Consider the following 19,894-nt stretch of genomic DNA (forward strand, 5'->3'; position numbering starts at 1 on the left):
CCCCTCCTTATTTATGCAGATGACGTTCCAATATGGGTGGCAGGGTAGCCAATACAATCGGCTTGATCACATAATCATTAGCGCCTGCTTTCATGAATACATCCATGGCTTCTGTAAACGCATCCCCGGAAGCAACCACCACAGGGATGTGTAGGAGGGCAGGATCTTCTTTTAAACGCTGCAGTGTTTCTTTCCCATTCATTTTAGGCATATGAGAATCGAGCAGGATCAGGTCAGGCGTTTGCTGACGGGCAGCGGCAAGACCTTCCAGCCCGTTATTGGCTGTGATAACGTTGACACCTAAACCCGCCAGGTAATTTTTGAGCAGGGCCTGGCTCATTCTGTCATCCTCTATGACCAGTATTGTTTTATTATCAAAGCGGATCGGCGGTGAATCTTCTTTCGCAGAAAGAACAGTTGAGCGCCTGAAGTCTGATAATGGAAGAGATAGGGTAAAAGTAGTGCTGGTGCCTTGTACACATTCTACCGTGATATTACCATTCAGCAATACCGCAAAATGTTTTGAGATATATAAGCCCAGCCCGGTACCTTCAATAAAACTGCTTTTCTCCGTTACAAAGGGTTCAAAGATCTTTTCAAGTTTATCCTTTTCAATACCACCTCCCTGGTCTGTGATACTAACAAACCAGCTCTTTTCCTTTACGCCGGTATGGATGGTGATGTTGCTGTTATGACGGGTGAATTTAATGGCATTCGTCAGCAGGTTATTGATGATCTGCGAAAGTTTGGTTTCATCCGTAAAGATGTTGTTCGGCAGGGCCTCGTCAAATTTCTGCTGTATGTGTACACCTTTTGTATTGGCCACATATTCATAAATATTTGCGGTATTACGGATAGTTGTGCGGATGTAGATCTCTTTTCGTTTCACCTCATCCAGGTGGCCGGATTCAATGCGGGATAGTTCAAGGATATTATTGATGATGTCTTTTATATTGAAACTGGCCACATATAGGTCGTCCACCAGTTTCGGTAAAGTATCAGGATTGGCTGCTTTCTTCATGTCCATACGCATTAACTGCACGATCCCGAAAATGGCATTGAGCGGATTGCGGATCTCATGGCTTGTTTCCTGTAAAAACACTTTCCTCGATTTGTTGGACCTTAGCAGTTCTTCTTTTTGTTCCTCGAGGGCCTTCATAAGTACATTCCTGTCTTCTTTATAAAAACGGATCACCAGGGTATTCATGGTAAGAATGAACAGGATGCATAACCAGCGTAGTATGAAAGTAGTGGTATGCGCAAAAGTAATGGGTTCAACCAGTTCTGTATAGTAGAAAAATTCTGTGGTGATCAGGCCGCCTGCTATGGCAATTAAACAGATGGTCCTTTCTGTACCTTTCTCGTATAACAGGTAAGTTGCATTCACCAGGAACAGTAGGATCAGGATAGCTTCAACAGCAGTGCCTAACAGGATACCGAAGTATACGAAGCCCATGGCCTGCAATACCATCATGGAAATACCGGCGGTTTCAGACCGGCCTTTTTTATTCAGCCAGAGGATACCCATGAAACCGGCTGTTTCTATCATGGCCGGAATGATGATCTGTGGTTTCCTGTCCAGGAAATAGAATACGATCCCCATAATGAATGCCAGTACAGCAGTCACCAGACTGAGGGAGTTAATAATGCGTATCCAGCGCTGTTTCCTTTCGTCCTGGTCTGCAGTACCTAAATGGATGAGGTAAGCTATAGGAGGATATAGTTTCAATAGACGTATATTTTGGTGTACTACGGGGCGCGACTCTTATATAATATACGTAAAAATAGGGAATCAGGTTATGCCCTCAAAATGAGAATGTTATGCGCAAACATGTATGTGGAAGTTCTTAGTCGGCAATGGGGATTTTGATACTGCTGGGATGGTCTTTATCTGTAATAATAGTGGCTTCAATAAAACGTGGCGCCTGGGTGGATTCCTGTGCCACAATTCCGCCAAACCCGTAATTCTTTTCTATAGAGGGGCTGTTGGAGCTGCCAAACTCTACACGTACCCTGCTGCCTTTCCGGATCTTTTTCAGATAGATGTAAGCATTGTTAAAGGCCAGTTTTTCAATGCTGTTCAGGGGCATCAGTTTGGGCTGGTCTCCACCAAAGCGATAGCGGCAGCGGATAGCTGAAGTGCCCAGGTATACCCGCATATTATCTTTGGTTATCTCAAAAAAATTAATGGAGAAATCAGCATCCGGTACGTTCAGGCGGATGTATAGTTCTGCACTGATCCTGTCTGCTAACTGGATATCGCGTGGAAAAGGTGCTGTTTCAAAGAGGATGGTGTGCGGGGAATAGAGATTGTTCTGATCTTTTCTGTCTGGCAAAATACTTTGATACGCTTTACCGGAATCCAGCAGGGAAGTAATGTCGTGCCGGTAAGTGAGTACCTGTTGGGTATCCGGTATTTGCGCCTCTAGTTTTTTAGTGCTGGTGAGGTAGAACCGGAGACTGTCTTTTGTAAGATCGGCAAAAGAGCTGGTGCCTTTCCATTGGCCGGTACCAGTGGCAAAATAAGTGATCTTGTTCTTCATCCAGGAAGGTTTGGATTGCCCTTTCAGCACCCAGTTGAACCAGGATATCATGTACCGGTAAGGTGCTATCTGTGCTTCTTTTTCGATGGCTCTTGCGGATTGCATGGGATTGGCCATCCATTGGGAACCGGCATGATCAAAAGGGCCAATGAGCAGTTGATGGTTTTGCTGAGCAGCGGCTCCTCCATAACGGTGATGGTTATTGTAATAGAACATGGCGCCATTCTGATCATCGTCATAATAACCTGTTACGGTGAGGATGGGAATATCCAGTGTGGCGTAATCTTCTTCATTGGGCATAATACCCTGCCAGTAATCATCATAGTCAGGATGAGACACCCATTTACGGAAGAAGGGATTAGGCAGGCCGGCGAGGGAATCAAATTGTGTAAATGGAACATGGCGGCGGTACATTTCCATTTCTTTTGCATACCAGAAATTTTCATCCATGAACTTTGGGCTGTTACTCTCCGTGCCGCTTACAAACTCTGCCCAGCGCAGCATATAGGGCGTGAACATATTGGCATTACGGGGAAAGTCAACACCAAAACCTACGGCTACTGCAGGGTTCACTGCTTTCAGGGCAGGATGGCGGTATGCTTTACGAATACTTTGCCATTGTGCAAATCCAAGGTAAGAGCCACCTGTGGTGCCTACTTTTCCATTACACCAGCGTTGCTGGCTAACCCAGTCTATAATATCATAATAATCCTGTGCATCTTTTTCATAAGGGAAATTTTCTCCTTCGGAAGTACGCCTGCCACGATTATCTACATACACATAATTATACCCATGTAATGCCCATATATTTCCCCTTTCTGCTTCTCTACCATATGGGTAAGGACTGAGACTGATAATAGCAGGTTGTCTTTCCATGGCATCTGCGTTCTGAAAGATGAAAGCATTCAGGTGAACACCATCGCGCATGGGGATGCGGGCCACTATCTTTTTAAATTGGGTAGGTTCCAGTTGGTGTAAAGTTTCCTGGAGAACAGGATGGTGTTTATCCAGGAAATCCTGGATGGCCTGGTATTGCAACAGGTCTGTTACTTTAGTGAAGCTGAGGTTCTGTTTGTATTGCTGTGCCATTTGCAGGCTGAGGAAAATATTATGCCGGAGCACGCTGGCATATCCGGGCTGGAAGGCTCCTTTCAGGCTGCTGATCACATCCGGCCTGAAATCTTTCTGCACGGTTTTGATGCGCTCCTGTAATTTCTCTTTTTCTTTACCCGGCCAGGCTGCCAGTTCCTGCAGCACATTGAGGGCAGACAATGATTTAGGATCTTTGGGCAATTGAGGAAGTGTTTTCAAAGATTGTTGTGCTTCTGCATAACGATGTTTAACGAGTGAAGCACTGAGAGCAAGACCTATGGGGTATTTTTTAGCCTGGCAGAATGCAAATACGCTGTCTGCCAGGCGGTATAATTCTTCCCGGACTGCGGCGGTATCCCTGATATTTAAATTTGGGCTGAGGCGGAAGGAGCTTTGGGCATAAGTGGCGGTTGCCAACAGGAGGCAAACACTGAAAAGGGTCAGGATACGCATATAAGCCAGGTTTGTATCCAAATATAACAAAAAAGCAGCGCCTTACGGTTCCTGCGGATACAAACCCTGTTCCGACCTACCAATAACCATTAATTGTGCTGATAACTACCCGGCGTGTCTCCTGTCCATCTTTTAAAGGCACGTGTAAATGCACTCAATTCATTATATCCCAGCATATACGAAACCTCTTTCAGCGGGTAATTGCCGGAAGCCATGTAATGCATGGCGAGGGATTTCCGTACGGCATCTGCAATGTCCTGGTACTTCACGCCTTCTTCTTTTAGCTTACGTTGCAGGCTGCGGGGGCTGATATTGAAATTCGCGGCCATCTGCTCCAGTGAAATAATACCGAGATAAGCATTTGTGAGCAGGTAATTATAGATCCTTGCCTGTAACGATTGTGTAGCTGTTGCCTGTTCCGGTAAGGCCTGTACTTTTTTCAGCAACAGGCTTTGCAGTTCATAATTTGCTGAGAGGATGGGTTCATCCCAGTATTTTTTATCAAACTCCAGTGCATATTCACCTGTTCGTTTTACAGGCCTGCAGCGCAGTACTCTTTCGTATTCTGCGAGGTTGGATACCACATAAGGGAAACGTACGGCTTTGGGCTGGATCTTTTGCAACAGGAGTCCATCCAGTTCATGCACGGTGAAAACCATGAAAAAATCCATCAGCTGCAGGAATGAAAAAGAAGGGGTTGTATCAGTAGTAAGCGGAATATAAGTAATAGTGAATGTTTTGCCGGGAGGTGTTACTTCCATTCTGAAAATATCCGTAACAAGATGCGAAAGGGCTGCGGCATGTGTGATAGCTTCTCCTACTGTGCTGCTGCTTTTGATGATCTCCCCCACCATACCAAGTGCAGCTATCTGTACAGATTCTCCAAAGTGCAAACCAAAGAGGGGATCATTGGTAAGCTGCCCCGCATTGGTCCATAGATTATTCATCTGTGCGGCACTAAGACTTTCTCCTGATGGTTTCTTTAATTCTTCCAGCTGAATACCTGCCAGTTTGCAAAGTTGCTGCGGTTGCACATCTCTTTGTGCAGCATATGCAAGCAGGCTCAATGCCATTCTTTTCTGTTGGTCTTCCATATGCTAAAGGTAGCAAAAAGGGCTATCGTAACAAGGTGGCCGTACCGGTGAGGAAGAAATCCAGGCCCAGGTAATCCACTGCTTTTACCTGCCATACATATACGCCGGATGATTGTATTTTGCCATTGATGCGGCCATCCCATCCTTTGCCACTTTGTGATCCGCGATATACAAGCTCGCCCCAGCGGGTATAGACCATAAAGTATTCAATATTCCTGATACCAGCTGCAATGGGGCGCAACTGATCATTCACGCCATCTCCGTTTGGAGTGAAAGCAGTAGGTACAAAAACCTGCGGCATGGTATTGTATACTTTCACATTCATGAAAGCAGAGTCAGCACATCCGGCAATATCCTGTACCAGTACTTTATACCGTAATCCTGTTACCGGCCTGTTGTATAATGCCAGCGGGTCGGGGATAGTGGTGGAAGATAATCCTGTTGCCGGAGACCAGGTGTACTGCACCCCGCCCGAAGCATTTAATTGTAAAGGCTGGCCTAATACAACTGCGGTATCCCTTCCCGCAAATGCATTGATCTTAGGTAATACCGTTACTACTACTGTATCCTTTGTGGGTTTAGGACAGCCCCTGGTATCAAATGCAGAGAAAACATAAGCAGCCGTTAATTTAGGCTTTACAGCTGGATCAAGGGACAATGGAACACCGCCTGCATCTGTAGTTTGCCAGGTATAAAAAGTGCCGTCCGTTGATGCATGCAATTGCGCGAAGGTATCAAAGCAGATAATGGTATCTGCTCCTGCAAACGCACGCGGATAGGGTACTGTGGATACTAATATCTGATCAGTGGCTGTACAGCCGCTGATCGTAGCGGTAACACTATAAATGGTATTATTGGTAGTTGTAGCCAAAGGGTTTTTGATAGTGGCATCATTCAGATTCAGTGCGGGCGTCCAGGTGTAACGCAGGCCATTGGATTGTGGTCTTAACACAATCGGGTCTCCCTGGCAGATCACGGTGTCTGCAGGTAAACTCAGGCTCACACGGTCCACTGTGCGTATCATCACAGAATCACGATTAAGGCAACCGTCCTGATCAAGGTCTACATAATATTTTGTATCACTGACAGGGCTTACTCTTGGTATGGGTGTATTGGCACCCGTCATATTTGTGGTGGGCGACCATGTGAAAACACCGGTACCCATAGCCTGTAATTGCAATTGATCAGGCGGGCAGATAAGTGTATCACGGAAAGAAAGTGCGATAGGCGGTTTATCCAGGATCTCCATCGGATCATAGAGTGTGTCCTTGCAGCCAACAGTATTATGTACAATGAGGCGGACATTCTTGAGGCCATTAGTGGAATAAGTATAAGAAGGATTTCGGTCGTTGGAGAAATCCGTTTGTGCGGAAGGTTCTCCGAAATCCCAATCCCAGAAATTAGTGATACCATACCTGGAAGTGGTTTGGTCCGTGAACAGAACCGGTTTGTTGATGCAGGCGCCGGCTGCAGAAAAACGTGGTTCAAATCCAGGGTATACAAATACCTGTGCATCTGTGGAATCAGGACATTGAAAACCTCTGTTGGTAGCCAATTTGATAGTGTAAGTACCTGCAACAGGAAATGTATAATCTGCAATATTGTTAGTAGAGTTATATACCACCGCACCTGCACTGTTCTTAAATTCCCAGAACCAGGATACGATCAGCGGGCTGGTAGATTGATTGGCAACACTTAGTTGCTGGCTATTACCGCATAACATGTATTCCGGTAAAAGTGATGCAGCAGCTACCGTACAACCCGTTATATTTATCTGCAGGTCTTTCCGCTGTGTAGCAATGGCCACACCATTACGTATTTCCTGCACGCATACTGTAACCACATAGATCCCTACACCCGGTGCAATACCAGTGATCAAACCGGTATTGGGATTAATAGAAACACGATTGCCTAAAGGGCTGCCGCCGCTAAAACCATCGCCATAAGGAACGGAGTAATAAGGCGGGGGCACAGGGGGCTGGCTGTTATTTCCTCCAATGGGTCCACCACCACCACCACCGCCTCCTCCGCCGCCAGAGTAACCGGCAGTGAGGTAAGCTTCGCAGAAGAAATAACGCAGCTGATCTCTATCTCCATCCGTTGCTGCAAAACTATACGAGAAAGAGTTCTCCGCGCAGATCGTCACCAGGTCGTCTCCCACAAATTTAGCGCTGCTATTATTAGCGAAAGCAGTACCGGGAATTTCACAAGTGTAAGTTGCCCCGATCCTGCCATAACCAAAAGAGAGATTGTTGATGCCATCCACACGATTGGTTACCTGTGAGGTAAGGATATAACCATCCGGGGAAGCAGGTAAAGAAATATTGAACGTCCAGGTACCCACATAATAACAGATGAACGGGGGGCGGGTAATGCAGGGATCGTTACTGGTAGTACTGATCTGTTCTTCACCGGAGAGCTGTTCCTGCCGGTCTTGTATGCGCTCGCCTGTTGCTCTGTTGAAAATACCTATGTAAGTAGGATTGGCGAACTGGCGGTTAGCCGTTCCGCAACTCCTGAACTGTTTTAAAGTAACGGTGTAATTATAAAGATTGCCGGACATGCCGGTGAAAGTATAATACATCTCCCCGCCGGTAATGTGGTCGGCTTTCAGGGTGAGCGATGCTCCCAGGGAAATAAGCAACAAAATGTGCCTCATGCAGATGTATTTGAGCCAGGGATATTACGTAATTACCCTCGTTCCGGTTGCTCTGGCAGCGTAGTTAGGTCAGATGTTCTATTGTAAATGTATGATTCCTTCACATACGCTGGTAGCACCTATAAAAGAATATGATACATACTTTTTATGTTTAATGTGATTTAGATTGCTTACTAGCAGATAGGGATAAAATTTCTATATTGTGTAATTGTAAATATTGTTGGTATGATAAGCAAAAAAAGGGATTGTAAGCCTGTTGGTGCTGTTTTTCGGCCTGCAGGCAAAGGCTCAGAACCCTCCTAATATTGTAATGTTCCTGATTGATGACATGGGTTGGCAGGATACGAGTGAACCTTTCTGGACGCAACTAACGGAACTGAATAAACGTTACCGTACGCCAAATATGGAACGGTTGGCGAACGGGGTATGAAATTCACCAATGCTTATCTATAACTGCAGTTGCTTCACCGGCAGAATGATCCTGAACACAGCGCCCTCTCCATTTTCTGAATGAGCGGTGATACTGCCATGATGGTTCAGTACTATTTTTTTACAAAGTGCGAGGCCGATACCTGTTCCTGCATATTCCTGTTTGGTATGCAGGCGTTGAAAGATGGTAAAGATCTGCTCAGCATACTGTTGGTCAAATCCAATACCATTGTCTTTGAACTCCAGCAGGTAGTAGGAGAGGGAAGGGTTTAATCCTTCCGGTAATGATTGGTTGCCCGCATCTAATAAAGTTGCGGAAATAGTGATCTCCGGTGCTTTACTTGTATTGAACTTCAGCGCATTGCCGAGCAAGTTACTGAAGAGTTGATTGATCTGCAGCGGATTTGCTTCTATAACAGGGAGCTGTTCTACATTGATCTTTACATTCTTTTCGCGGATGGTCAGTTCAAAATCATCTATCACCTGCCAGATCACGGCATGCAGATCTACCCTTGTGAACAGCTGGTCCGGCGTGATTAAGCGGGAATAATGCAGCACGTCTTTGATCAGTTTCCTCATACGGGTGGAGGAGGCGGTGATCTTATCCAGGTAACCTTTTGATTTGGAGGAAATAGAACCCAGGCTTGCTTCCAGCATTTCCGTGAAGGTCCTGATCTTACGTAAAGGTTCCTGCAGATCATGACTGGTGATATAGGCAAACTGCTCCAGTTCTGCATTGGTACGTTGCAGGTTAAAGTTGGCGCTTTTTATTTCTGCCGTTCTTTCATTCACTCTTTTTTCCAGCAATTCTTCACTGGCGCGTAATGCATGTTCTGCTTCTTTCAGGCCGGTGATGTCTATTAATACATTCATGGCCCCGGTCACATTCCCTTCGTGATCATGCATCGGTTCCGGGTGTGCGATCACATGTTTCATTTTCCCATCCGGCTGTTGTATCAGCATTTCCAGGCTGATCTCCCGGTTTTCATGGAGCGCTTTTGCCATGGGGCCGTTTTCATGTGCAATAGGTGTACCATCCGTCAGAAATATTTTGTGTGCGCCATTCCACTTATCTTTTCCGATATGCGGTTCCCTTCCCCATAATTCTGTGGCTGCCTTATTGTACAGGTTAATGAAACCGTTGGCATCAATCGTGAAAATAGCAACGGGTAAACTTTCTATCAGCTGGCGGTATCTTGATTCGGCAATTTCAATTTGCATCCCTGCTTTTCTTCTTTCCGTGGTTTCGTGGCAAACCACCAGGATGCCGCCTACTTTTCCGGTTTCATCTTTCACAGGGCTGTAGCTGAAAGTCCAGTATACATCTTCCAGTTCACCATTGCGGTGAATGGGTACCAGCAGATCTTCGTTCCAGGTAGATCCGCCAGCCCATACCTGGTCTATCTGGGGTTTGATGATGTGCCATATTTCCGGCCAGCATTCTTCTCCCTTTTGTCCTACGGCAAGCGGATGTTTTCCTTCTTTTCCAAGGCTGGGGCGGTAAGCATCATTATAGAACTGGATCAGATCTTTTCCCCACCAGAGGAACATGGGGAAACGGGAATTCAGTACAATACTCAGGGTGGTACGTAAACTTTGCGGCCATTGATCTGGTGTGCCGATGGAAGTGGAAGCCCAATTATAGGAACGGATCAAAGCTCCTAATTCGCCGCCCCCTTCCATAAATTTGAAAGGAGCTTGCGTTGGAGTTGATGCCATGATCAGGATACTTTAACGGGTAGCAGGAAATAATAAACCATGCAACAGGCCTACCAGTTCTGAAAACTTTTCCGGTTTTGTGATAAAATCGTGTGCACCCAGTTGTTTGGCTTCTTCAATTGTTTTGATATCTGAAGCGGTAGAGAAGATAATAACGGGTACATCTTTTGCCTTATGTGCTGCTTTTATTTCCCGAAGGAACTGGATGCCGTTCATCACGGGCATATTAAGATCAAGGAAGATCAGGTCCGGCAGTACGTCAGAATCATTTAACTGCATAATGCCTTCATAGCCATTGGGTGCAATCGTACAAGCAATCGCATTATCGATGAACGCAAGAGCGGATGTGAAGATCTCCTGATCATCAATATCATCATCAATCAGTAGTATGGTGGGTGTGTTTAACATAAATCAGGTCATTCAATCGCCAAGTGAAACTACAATTTTAAAACCAGAAAAGTTCAATTTGCGAAACATTACGAAATAAATATATGTCTATAAGGGCTTTTATTGAGGGCAACGCATTACTGTTAATTTAAACAAAAAACCGGAGAAAAAATAGCCTGCGGCAGTTTTAGCAGAATAAATAAATTTTTTAGCCGTAAGATTGTAATGCTGTAAATATTCACCGAATGAAAAAGTTACTCTTTATGACGCTGGTTGCCATCAACAGCCAGTATCTGTTTGCGCAAAAGATGCCCAATGTGATCATTATTTATGCAGACGATCTGGGGTATGGGGACCTTGGCTGTTACGGAGCTACAAAAGTACAGACCCCCAACATTGACCGGCTGGCCAAAGAAGGCCTTCGTTTCACGAATGGACATACCACTTCTGCTACCTGCACACCTTCCCGGTTTGCCTTAATGACTGGTAAATATCCCTGGCGGAAAGCGGGAACGGGTGTTTTACCCGGCAATGCTATTATGATCATTCCTACGGATAAACCATCCCTGGCCAGTGTGATGAAAAAAGGCGGCTACCAGACCGCGTTGGTGGGAAAATGGCACCTGGGCCTGGGAGACGGAAATGAAATTGACTGGAATGGCACCATCAAACCCGGTCCCAATGAAGTGGGTTTTGATTATTCCTTTTGTTTTCCTGCCACGGCAGACCGGGTACCCACTATTTTTGTAGAAAACCATACGGTACTTGGGCTGGATAAGAACGATCCCATAGAAGTGAACTATAAACAGAAAGTGGGAGATGACCCTACGGGCAAAGAACATCCTGAATTACTGAAAATGAGATCTTCCGCCGATCATGGGCATGACAATACCATTGTGAACGGCATCGGCAGGATCGGTTATATGAAAGGAGGTAACAAAGCCCGCTGGACGGATGAGGAGCTGGCGTATGCATTTACGGAAAGAGCAGAACGGTTTATTGAAGAAAATCAGAAAAAACCTTTCTTCCTCTATTTCGCGCTGAGCGACATCCATGTTCCCCGTATGCCGGCTACTGTATTCAAAGGCAAGAGCGGGCTGGGTTACAGGGGAGATGCCATTTTGCAGATGGATTGGACGGTAGGCCGTATCACGCAGAAATTACGTGAGCTCGGAATAGACAAAAATACCCTGATCATTTTCTCCAGTGATAATGGTCCTGTGCTGGATGATGGTTACCAGGATGAAGCGGTGACCTTGCAAAATGGCCATCAGCCTGCAGGAGTATTGCGGGGAGGAAAGTACAGTGCTTTTGAAGGAGGTACCCGCGTGCCATGGATTGTTTCCTGGCCGGGTACGGTGAAAGCAGGGCAAACTTCAGATGCGCTGATATGCCAGGTAGACCTGTTTGCTTCTTTTGCAAAATTAACGGGGCAAACCCTTGGTGAAGATGATGCACCGGATAGTTTCAATATGCTGGATGCTTTATTAGGGCGTACACCCAAAGGACGTTCCTGGTTAGTGCTACAGGGAGGAGCATTGTCTTTAGTACAGGGGAATTTTAAATACATCACACCATCTAAAGGAAAGAAGCTGATGGAACTGGTGAATATTGAATCGGGGAATGATGAAATGCCGCAGTTGTATGATCTCGGAAAAGATATCGGGGAGAAGAACAATATTGCTGCGCAGTATCCGGAGAAGGTGAAAGAGATGGCTGCAGCATTACAGCGGTTGCGTACTGCGGAGAGAACGCGGTGAGAAATAATTTTTTGATGATCTTATTAACAACCGGTCAGATGGCTTAGCTGTCTGACCGGTTTTATGTTAAATAATTGCCTGATCAGGTAATTATTGCTAACTTATATGAACTGTTGAACCCATGCGCTGAAAGCCCTTTAACCCGCAACCCAAAACCTACCTATATGAAAAAAATCCTTCTTACCTGGATCGCTATTATGCAGATCGCTATTGCTTTTGCACAGATACAATTAGAAGATACCGTATTAGTTACGCCTGAACGATGGCGTGATACCTGTTTTGGATTGATCAACAGGTCCGCCTCACAGATACCATCCGGTTATCTGCTGGATTATTCAATGGCAGCATTTGAAAGCGGGGACTATGATGGTGTGGGATCCGATTCTGTTATAAAAAGCAGTGGTGATTTCTTTAGCTTTTATCACATCCTTACCTTAAGTGGCGTAAATACGAATGCTGCGCTTATACCTCCCCAGGATCTTTTTGTAAATGCACATCGCTACAAAAGGAATACAGGTAACATACCACTGTTATTTCTGTTGCAGGCTTATCAAAAAATTAATCAGAGCGCTTTAAGCAACAATCTTTTCTCCATTACTCCGGATAGCCTGCGGCTGCAGGATGTGCCGGGGCGTACCAGTTCTCCTTATGATAATAAGGAGATTTTCATCTTTGCTCCTTTGCAGACAAAGATCAATGCATATAATGCTATCAGTTTTACATTGCCGGATGAGTTCTGGCTGATGCCTGGCATTACCAGTGTAAGTATTGATTTTGGTGATGGCGCTGGTCCGAGAACAGTTGCAAAAGGAGGAAGTGTAAGTGTATATTATGGTGCCACGGGGCTTAAGACCATTACTGCTACAATCAGTACGGTAAATGGAAGCAGAACAGCCGTGGCAAGTATCCGGTATGAGAGACCGCAATATTATTTTCAGCCGGATGTTACATGGAATATTTCTGTTGCCCCGGTATATACAAGTATCAATGATTACCTGGGTATGACGAGGGGTACATCTGATATGCTTTCTATCTGTGGGCAGGAAGGAAGCATTTTCGACATCATTAATTGTGATATTAATCCGGGAGCAGATGTAAGTGTGATGACGGGATGCGACCGGGTATTTGATAAACCGGTTATTATACTGGAAGGGTATGATACGGATAATAGTCTTACCATAGACGAAATGATACGCAGGTTCTCCGGAAGTACTTTTGTTGATGAAATGCTTTCTAACGGCCACGATCTGGTGTTTGTGAATTTGAAAAAGCCGCAGGATTTCATACAGAACAATGCAAAAGTATTGGAGGACATCATTGGCAGGGTAAATGCTCTTAAATCCGGAACTGCGCCGGGAACTGTTATAGGATTCAGCATGGGAGGGCTGGTGGCCAGGTGGTGCCTCCGGGATATGGAGAACAGGGGTATCAATCATCAGATCGGAAAATATTTCAGTTATGATGCACCACATCAGGGCGCCAATATTCCATTGGGCCTGCAATACCTGTTCGGTGAAATGTCCCGCGACTTTGAATTCCTGAAATGGAAAAAACCTTTTAGCGGAGGGACTCGTTTTGACCAGTCATTTTTTGACCTGGTGCAAACAAGTAAAAGCCCGGCTACCAGGCAATTACTGGTTACCAAAGGGGCTAACGATGAGGCTGCGTTTAACTGGTTCCCGAACCTCTCTACCATTGATCCGGTACGTGCTAAATTTGCGGAGGAACTGGAGAACCTGGGTTATCCGCAGCAGGCAGTATGTTATGGTATTGCTTTTGGCAGGGGAAATAATACATCCGGTACCCGGGATGCAGGGAATGGTACCCAGTTCGGTAGCTTTGGCCCGGGCTCGAAGATCTTTGACGGAGCTATCACTTTTGTATTGGTAAATGCAACAGCCGCTGCTTATGCTGTACCGGAGAATGGGGTGAATGATTATATCTGTCGTTACAGGTATGTAGGACTTAAAGTGGTGAGAATATTTGGTATACCTGTAGGTGTTTTGCCGAGCATTAAGGTGCGCAATTTCAAATACACCGGCCATTTTCCATATGACGATGCCCCCGGAAGTTATGAAACTACCCAATCGCAATTTGTAGCGAGGTTTAATGACCGTGATAACAATGGGCTGGCTTCACCTGCCAGTAATCTGGGGCATCATGGCCATAACTTTATCCCAACAGCCAGCGCATTGGATCTTCGCAATCAGGGATATAGTGCTGCCAACAAATGGCAGAGCAATAACATGTTCTTTAACATAGATGCAAATATTGCAGCCCCGGGAACTTTAACCGGCAATAATTTAAATACCCCTTCACTTTCTCCCTTTCAATTTGTACAGACCTATACATCAGATTGCGCTGCTGTATTTTGTTTAAGTGATAATGACGATATCGATAATAATGGTTTCCTGGATCGGCGCTTCGGCAATTGGAATCAATACCATAATGGCTGGATGTCCTGGCAGGCTTCCCGGTTCATGGAACGGAAGATCCTTGAAGCGATGCCCTGGAACACTTGCCCGGGTATATGCCAGCCTGTTAATACTATTTCCGGTAGTGTAAACCTGGTGTGCACTACGGCGGAATATGAATTGGCAGGGCTTAATACCGCTGGACTCAGTATAGTCTGGACACCCGTTAACGGATATCTTGAGATCACCAGTGGACAGGGAACACCGAGGATCACAGTGAAAAATATTGGCAGGGGTGTTGAAACAATACGCGTGGTACTTACCAATTTCTGTGGCCAGACAAGAACGATTGAAAGAGTGGTAACAGTAGGTGCACCGAATGAACATTTCTATAAAAACTTTACCAGCGGTAGTACGGTTAACAGGGTGCTGGAATATTGTAACGTGCTCTTACAACCAGGTCAGCCTCATTATTATATTGGTACAGTGAATGTAAGCGATCCCGTAGCCACCAATTATACCTGGACCTTTATCAGCAAAACGCCCGCTAACTCAGCAGTTGGGTTAACACCAAGCCCTAATAACCAACAGGTTCAGGTGAGTATAAAGCCACAGGGTGCCGCTGCTACATGGACTTTGAGGAGATCAAATGCCTGTGGTGGTTTTACTACTTATCATAAGTTCAATGCTAATTTTGTTTGTCCTCCTATTCTTGACAGAAGAGCAGGTGAATCAGATGTTAGTGTTGCCGGGGAAGAAAAAGAAGGAGAACCTGCTACGAATAATGTGCAGCTATTTCCTAACCCTGCGAAGGGTAATGTAACGATCACTACTAATGAGCATCTTATTAAGGAGATAAAGATATTTGATGTGTTAGGAAGACTTCGTAAGCATCGGATACCGGGTGCTGTAAACAAAGTGGACATGAACATAAACGGCTTGAGTGCAGGAATTTACTTTGTGGAGATTACGGATGTTATCGGTAACAGGATGATTAAGAATCTGAACATTAAACGATAGGCCCGGAGTGGCATAAAAGTAGCGGTCAGATGATAGATCATCTGACCGCTTTATGTTTTAATAAGCACTGGCTGCATTCAATAAGTCCAAAGCTTTTACATCCAGCTTCAATGAAGCCGCAGCTACAAGATGATCAAACTGCGCCATATTACTGGCACTGGCGATAGGTGCAGTAATACCCGGTTGCGCCATTACCCATGCAATGGCTATTGTGCCAGGTTTGCTGTTGTATTGTGCGGCTACTTCATCTAATGCTTTCAGGATCTTAAATCCTTTTTCATTCAGGTAGCGCGCTACGTATTTTGTACGGCTGCTGCCTTCAAGATCTTTCTCTGAGCGGTATTTGCCGGTCAGAAAACCACTGGCGAGTGCAAAGTAAGGGATCACGCCAATGTTGTGTTCTTTTACAAAAGGTGCATATTGTGTTTCATACTTTTCTCTTTCCATCAGGTTGTATTCCGGCTGTAAAGATTGGTAAGCAGGGAAACCTTTCTGTTTGCTGATATTGATGGATTTAGCCAACCGCTCCACCGTCATATTGGAAGTGCCAATGGCGCGCACCTTCCCGGACTTTACGATTTCTGCATATGCTTCCAGGGTTTCTTCTATGGGTGTTTCCAGGTCATCGTAATGTGTCTGGTACAGATCGATATGATCTGTTTGCAGGCGTGTGAGGGAATCTTCTATGGATTGAAGGATATATGCTTTTTTCAGACCTTTCTTTTCTTCGCTGAACTTACCACCCACTTTGGTAGCAATGACCACTTTGTCCCGCTTGCCGGTTTGCTTCAGCCATTTGCCGATCACTCTTTCAGAATCTCCGCCGGTATTACCGGGTATCCAGGCCGTGTAATTATCTGATGTATCGATGCCGTTGAACCCCGCATCCGTAAATGCATCGAGTAAGCGGAAGGAGGTAGGTTCATCAGCCGTCCATCCAAAAACATTACCGCCAAAAACGAGTGGGGCTATCTGAATATCTGTACCACCCAATGTTCTCTTTTCCATGTTTGTTGATTTAATTCTAAGTACAAAAGAACAAAATTTACACCGGATTTGTTTTTTGCTGTATGAAGCCGCTATTACTTTTGCTCGCCATTGCCTGCTCCCTGCCCGCCTATGCACAGCAGGTGGATGAAACCTCACTTTCAGAAGGAGATACCATCACCAACTTCTCTGCCTATAAACGTTCCCTGAGTTTTGCCGGTGTAGTGCAAACGCGTTACGTGGCTTCCCTTACCCGGCATGTGGATGTGAACGGCAAACATTATGATCCCGCTGTTGATAAAGGCACCAGCAATTCTTTTCTTGTAAAACGTGCCCGGATCATGGTAAAAGCAAATATCAATGATCACTTCTCTGCCAATATCCTGGCCAACTTTGCAGACTTTTCCGGTAACCCTGCCAATAAAGTACTGGAGAATGCTTTTATCAAATATTCCCTGAACAAACACTTTAATGTACAGGCCGGGCAGTTCCGGCCTTTTATGGGGATAGAAGATATTATGCCGGTAGACATCATCCGCACGGTGGATTTCTCCAACCAGTATTATGCTTTTGGAAAGAACGGCTGGCAGAGCTTCCAGGTAGGGCTTTCTGTTTTTGGGGATATAAATGCACAAGGTAATCTAAGGTATTATGCAGGCGTATATAATGGAAATAACAGGAATGAAAATACGGATGATGATGATACCAAAAATCTATATGCACGTATAGAAACTTCGCCCCTGGATGATCTGACGATAGGTGTGAATGCAGGAACCGGCAGCCTGGGTAAGAGTGCCATTGGCAATGCATATGGTATAGATGCCACTACGCGGATCAGTTTATCGCGGAAATGGAAACTGCTGCTGATGGGAGAGTATAAATCGGGTACGGATTTCATTGCCTATAATGCAGATACGGTAAGGCCCAAGCCGGCTATCAGCCAATACAGGATGAAGGGCTTTTATTTCTTCCCCACTTTACGGTATGAATATCACCGGCCGCGTGTAAGGGCCATGGAGTTTTCTGCACGGTATGAATATTTTGATGAAAATAGTAATCCCCGCCAGACCATCGTACCCAACGTCTCCTTTATCTTTGCAGATAATTTCTATGCCGCATTGCAAACAGGCGTTACCATCGACCTGTTCAAAAAAGATATCCCCCTTACCACTAACTATTCCCGCAACCTGGTATATGTACAATTGCAGATAAGAATCTGATACATCTATTTGGAATTGAAAGAGGGATAGATTATTTTTATCCTGCTCTCTTAACCTCTTTATTTACATTTAATTCTTAATCTATGAAGAGGTTTAAATTCCTGTACTGTTTCCTGTTGTTATCTGTTATGCTGTTGTCCTGCACCAAAAAGAAGGCGGTGGCACAGGAGCCGAAATTCCGTGTACTGGGCTATCTGCACAGTAACAATAACTGGCATACGGCTATTGAAACAATTGACCTGGCAAAGATCACAGATCTGAACCTGGCTTTTTTTAACCCGGATGCGGCGGGCAATTTCTCCGTAAATGAAAACGTGCGCAAGGCTATTGACAAAGCACACAGTCAGCAGGTACGCATATTCTTCTCTATTGGCGGTGGTGGTGCCCCGGCGCATATTGGGGAGCTTTTAAAGGATGATAAACGTGCCATGCTGATCGTTAAATTAGTAACACTGGCAGAGACCTTTAATTTCGATGGGGTAGATGTAGACCTCGAAAATGATCTGATCAATGCACAGTACGCCACTTTTATCAGTGAACTGGCTGCTGCCCTAAAGCCAAAGAAAAAACTGATGACCGCTGCGCTGGCCTCCTGGAATTCCAATAAGATCAACGATGCCACCTTGCAGCAGTTCGACTTCATCAACATTATGTCTTACGACAAAACAGGGCCCTGGAATCCTTCCCGTCCCGGTCCGCATTCCCCTGTTTCCATGGCGATTGCCGATTTCAATTATTATCATAGCACCCGAGGGATTCCTGCGGAGCGTTTATTGGTAGGCCTTCCATTTTATGGATATGGTTTTGGCGGTAATGCACCGGAGAGTATGCATTACAGTGAGATCATTGCCCAATACCCCGGCGCGGAAAATTCAGATAGTGTAAGTGTGAATGGTGGCGGTAAGATCTATTATAATGGTGTTTCGTCCATCCGGGAGAAAGTGGTGTTTGCAAAACAGCAAAAGGCAGGGGGCGTGATGATATGGGAGTTGAAACAGGATGCAAAGGGGGACAAGTCCTTGCTGGGGGTGATAGAGAGGGCGGGGAAATAAAAATCCTTATTTTCATGCTTTAATCAACTTTAACCCGGTTTATCTATGAAACAATTTTTAGCCAGCACAGGTTTTATTTTTCTGTTGACCTTTAATGCCAGGAGTCAATCGTTACAAACAGTGACCGATTCCGCTAACACCACTTCCAATGCCATTTGGATAACGGGGTTTGCCAAATACAATCAGGATGTAAATGGAATAGGTATGTATTACGTTGGTGATAAAGGATACCTGGATGCACTCAATCCCAGAAATGCTACCTATTTGCCCCTGATGCTAAGAGGTAGTTCAATAGAGTATTTTACAAATGGAGGTGGTCATACTTTTACAGGAGGTAACTTTGCATTTACAGGAGGTAATGTGTCTTTTACAGGAGGTAATGTGGGTATGGGTACTGCGGCAGTTCCAAATTACAAACTGATTACGAAAGGTCCGGTATGGTCCAGTGCACCAATGGGTACAGTTACCTCAGCTTCTATCCCTAATTTCTATGTCAGTGCTGATGATCCCGGCGTTTCAGATTTTGAAGTGTATACCAACACTACAGCAACTTACATGGGCCCTTACCTGAATAAACCACTTGTTTTTGTACGAAACGTGGGAATAGAAACCATGCGGATCGATCAAAATGGTAATGTGGGCATTGGTACCAGCGCCCCCAATGGTTACAAACTCGCTGTGGCTGGTACTGCGATAGCGCAAAAAGTAAAAGTAACAGCAGCGGCTGCCAGCTGGCCGGATTATGTTTTTCACAAGGGATATGTATTGCCTTCTCTGCAGGAAGTAGCCGCCTATATTGCAACACATCAACATTTACCAGAGATCCCTTCGGCAGCAGAAATTGAGAAAAACGGGCAGGACCTTGGAGAAATGAACAAACAACTGCTTAAGAAAGTAGAGGAGTTGACCCTATATATCATCCAGCAACAGAAAGAAACAGAAGGTTTAAAGGAGCGGGTAAAGGCGCTGGAAAAGAAATAACAGGCGAGTGGCATATACTTTGATCAACCATAAGGAAAAGGAGGCTCCTACCATGTTGTAGAAGCCGAATATTTCATAATTTCT

13 protein-coding genes are annotated in these 19,894 nt (G+C 45.2%); 6 read left to right on the forward strand and 7 right to left on the reverse strand.

The annotated features are described in order from the left end of the window. Positions 1-7: 7 nt before the first annotated feature. The 4 genes from AAHN97_RS28030 to AAHN97_RS28045 form a co-directional block, all read right to left on the reverse strand. Entirely contained in the window at positions 8-1,729 is a 1,722-nt protein-coding gene (locus AAHN97_RS28030) for an ATP-binding response regulator (RefSeq protein ID WP_343305369.1), read from the reverse strand. 118 nt (positions 1,730-1,847) lie between these two features. After that, positions 1,848-4,088, reverse strand: coding sequence for a CocE/NonD family hydrolase (locus AAHN97_RS28035; RefSeq protein ID WP_343305370.1), 2,241 nt, complete (start codon positions 4,086-4,088; stop codon positions 1,848-1,850). Positions 4,089-4,177: 89 nt separating this feature from the next. Beyond that, positions 4,178-5,182 carry an AraC family transcriptional regulator gene (locus tag AAHN97_RS28040; protein ID WP_343305371.1) on the reverse strand — a complete coding sequence of 335 codons (1,005 nt, stop codon included), beginning with the start codon at positions 5,180-5,182 and terminating at the stop codon, positions 4,178-4,180. Positions 5,183-5,204: 22 nt separating this feature from the next. Continuing rightward, on the reverse strand, positions 5,205-7,841 hold the full coding sequence (locus AAHN97_RS28045) for a T9SS type B sorting domain-containing protein (RefSeq protein WP_343305372.1): 2,637 nt from the start codon (positions 7,839-7,841) through the stop codon (positions 5,205-5,207). Between the two features lie 256 nt (positions 7,842-8,097). On the opposite strand from AAHN97_RS28045, the gene AAHN97_RS28050 reads away from it, so the two are divergent. Continuing rightward, on the forward strand, positions 8,098-8,271 hold the full coding sequence (locus AAHN97_RS28050; protein WP_343305373.1) for a hypothetical protein: 174 nt from the start codon (positions 8,098-8,100) through the stop codon (positions 8,269-8,271). 17 nt (positions 8,272-8,288) lie between these two features. Here the strand turns inward: AAHN97_RS28050 and AAHN97_RS28055 are convergent, their stop codons facing one another. Together AAHN97_RS28055 and AAHN97_RS28060 are read right to left on the reverse strand one after the other, a co-directional pair. Beyond that, positions 8,289-9,989: an ATP-binding protein gene (locus AAHN97_RS28055; RefSeq protein WP_343305374.1), complete on the reverse strand. Its 1,701-nt coding sequence runs from the start codon at positions 9,987-9,989 to the stop codon at positions 8,289-8,291. A 12-nt stretch (positions 9,990-10,001) separates the two neighbouring features. Further along, the gene (locus tag AAHN97_RS28060) at positions 10,002-10,397 is read right to left on the reverse strand and encodes a response regulator (protein WP_343305375.1); all 396 of its coding nucleotides are present in this window, start codon (positions 10,395-10,397) and stop codon (positions 10,002-10,004) included. 224 nt (positions 10,398-10,621) lie between these two features. On the opposite strand from AAHN97_RS28060, the gene AAHN97_RS28065 reads away from it, so the two are divergent. Together AAHN97_RS28065 and AAHN97_RS28070 are read left to right on the forward strand one after the other, a co-directional pair. Further along, the gene (locus AAHN97_RS28065) at positions 10,622-12,136 is read left to right on the forward strand and encodes a sulfatase family protein (protein ID WP_343305376.1); all 1,515 of its coding nucleotides are present in this window, start codon (positions 10,622-10,624) and stop codon (positions 12,134-12,136) included. Between the two features lie 164 nt (positions 12,137-12,300). Next, positions 12,301-15,570: a T9SS type A sorting domain-containing protein gene (locus AAHN97_RS28070; RefSeq protein WP_343305377.1), complete on the forward strand. Its 3,270-nt coding sequence runs from the start codon at positions 12,301-12,303 to the stop codon at positions 15,568-15,570. Positions 15,571-15,627: 57 nt separating this feature from the next. On the opposite strand, the gene AAHN97_RS28075 is transcribed toward AAHN97_RS28070, so the two are convergent. Next, complete coding sequence (locus AAHN97_RS28075) at positions 15,628-16,578, reverse strand: aldo/keto reductase (RefSeq protein ID WP_343305378.1); 951 nt, start codon at positions 16,576-16,578, stop codon at positions 15,628-15,630. Between the two features lie 62 nt (positions 16,579-16,640). Between AAHN97_RS28075 and AAHN97_RS28080 the strand changes: the two genes are divergently transcribed. From AAHN97_RS28080 to AAHN97_RS28090, 3 genes are all read left to right on the forward strand, one after another. Next, complete coding sequence (locus AAHN97_RS28080; protein ID WP_343305379.1) at positions 16,641-17,777, forward strand: porin; 1,137 nt, start codon at positions 16,641-16,643, stop codon at positions 17,775-17,777. Between the two features lie 83 nt (positions 17,778-17,860). Next, the gene (locus AAHN97_RS28085; protein WP_343305380.1) at positions 17,861-18,829 is read left to right on the forward strand and encodes a glycosyl hydrolase family 18 protein; all 969 of its coding nucleotides are present in this window, start codon (positions 17,861-17,863) and stop codon (positions 18,827-18,829) included. 45 nt (positions 18,830-18,874) lie between these two features. Continuing rightward, a complete protein-coding gene (locus AAHN97_RS28090; protein ID WP_343305381.1) occupies positions 18,875-19,810 on the forward strand; it encodes a hypothetical protein in 936 nt (311 codons plus the stop codon). The last annotated feature ends 84 nt before the right edge of the window (positions 19,811-19,894 follow it).

Source organism: Chitinophaga niabensis (assembly GCF_039545795.1).
Taxonomy (GTDB): domain Bacteria; phylum Bacteroidota; class Bacteroidia; order Chitinophagales; family Chitinophagaceae; genus Chitinophaga; species Chitinophaga niabensis_B.

Excerpts from the sequence above, each read along its gene's own strand:
- AAHN97_RS28035 (WP_343305370.1), bottom strand. The coding sequence starts at position 4,088 with ATGCGTATCCTGACCCTTTTCAGTGTTTGCCTCCTGTTGGCAACCGCC.
- AAHN97_RS28040 (WP_343305371.1), bottom strand. The coding sequence starts at position 5,182 with ATGGAAGACCAACAGAAAAGAATGGCATTGAGCCTGCTTGCATATGCT.
- AAHN97_RS28045 (WP_343305372.1), bottom strand. The coding sequence starts at position 7,841 with ATGAGGCACATTTTGTTGCTTATTTCCCTGGGAGCATCGCTCACCCTG.
- AAHN97_RS28055 (WP_343305374.1), bottom strand. The coding sequence starts at position 9,989 with ATGGCATCAACTCCAACGCAAGCTCCTTTCAAATTTATGGAAGGGGGC.
- AAHN97_RS28060 (WP_343305375.1), bottom strand. The coding sequence starts at position 10,397 with ATGTTAAACACACCCACCATACTACTGATTGATGATGATATTGATGAT.
- AAHN97_RS28065 (WP_343305376.1), top strand. The coding sequence starts at position 10,622 with ATGAAAAAGTTACTCTTTATGACGCTGGTTGCCATCAACAGCCAGTAT.
- AAHN97_RS28070 (WP_343305377.1), top strand. The coding sequence starts at position 12,301 with ATGAAAAAAATCCTTCTTACCTGGATCGCTATTATGCAGATCGCTATT.
- AAHN97_RS28075 (WP_343305378.1), bottom strand. The coding sequence starts at position 16,578 with ATGGAAAAGAGAACATTGGGTGGTACAGATATTCAGATAGCCCCACTC.
- AAHN97_RS28080 (WP_343305379.1), top strand. The coding sequence starts at position 16,641 with ATGAAGCCGCTATTACTTTTGCTCGCCATTGCCTGCTCCCTGCCCGCC.
- AAHN97_RS28085 (WP_343305380.1), top strand. The coding sequence starts at position 17,861 with ATGAAGAGGTTTAAATTCCTGTACTGTTTCCTGTTGTTATCTGTTATG.
- AAHN97_RS28090 (WP_343305381.1), top strand. The coding sequence starts at position 18,875 with ATGAAACAATTTTTAGCCAGCACAGGTTTTATTTTTCTGTTGACCTTT.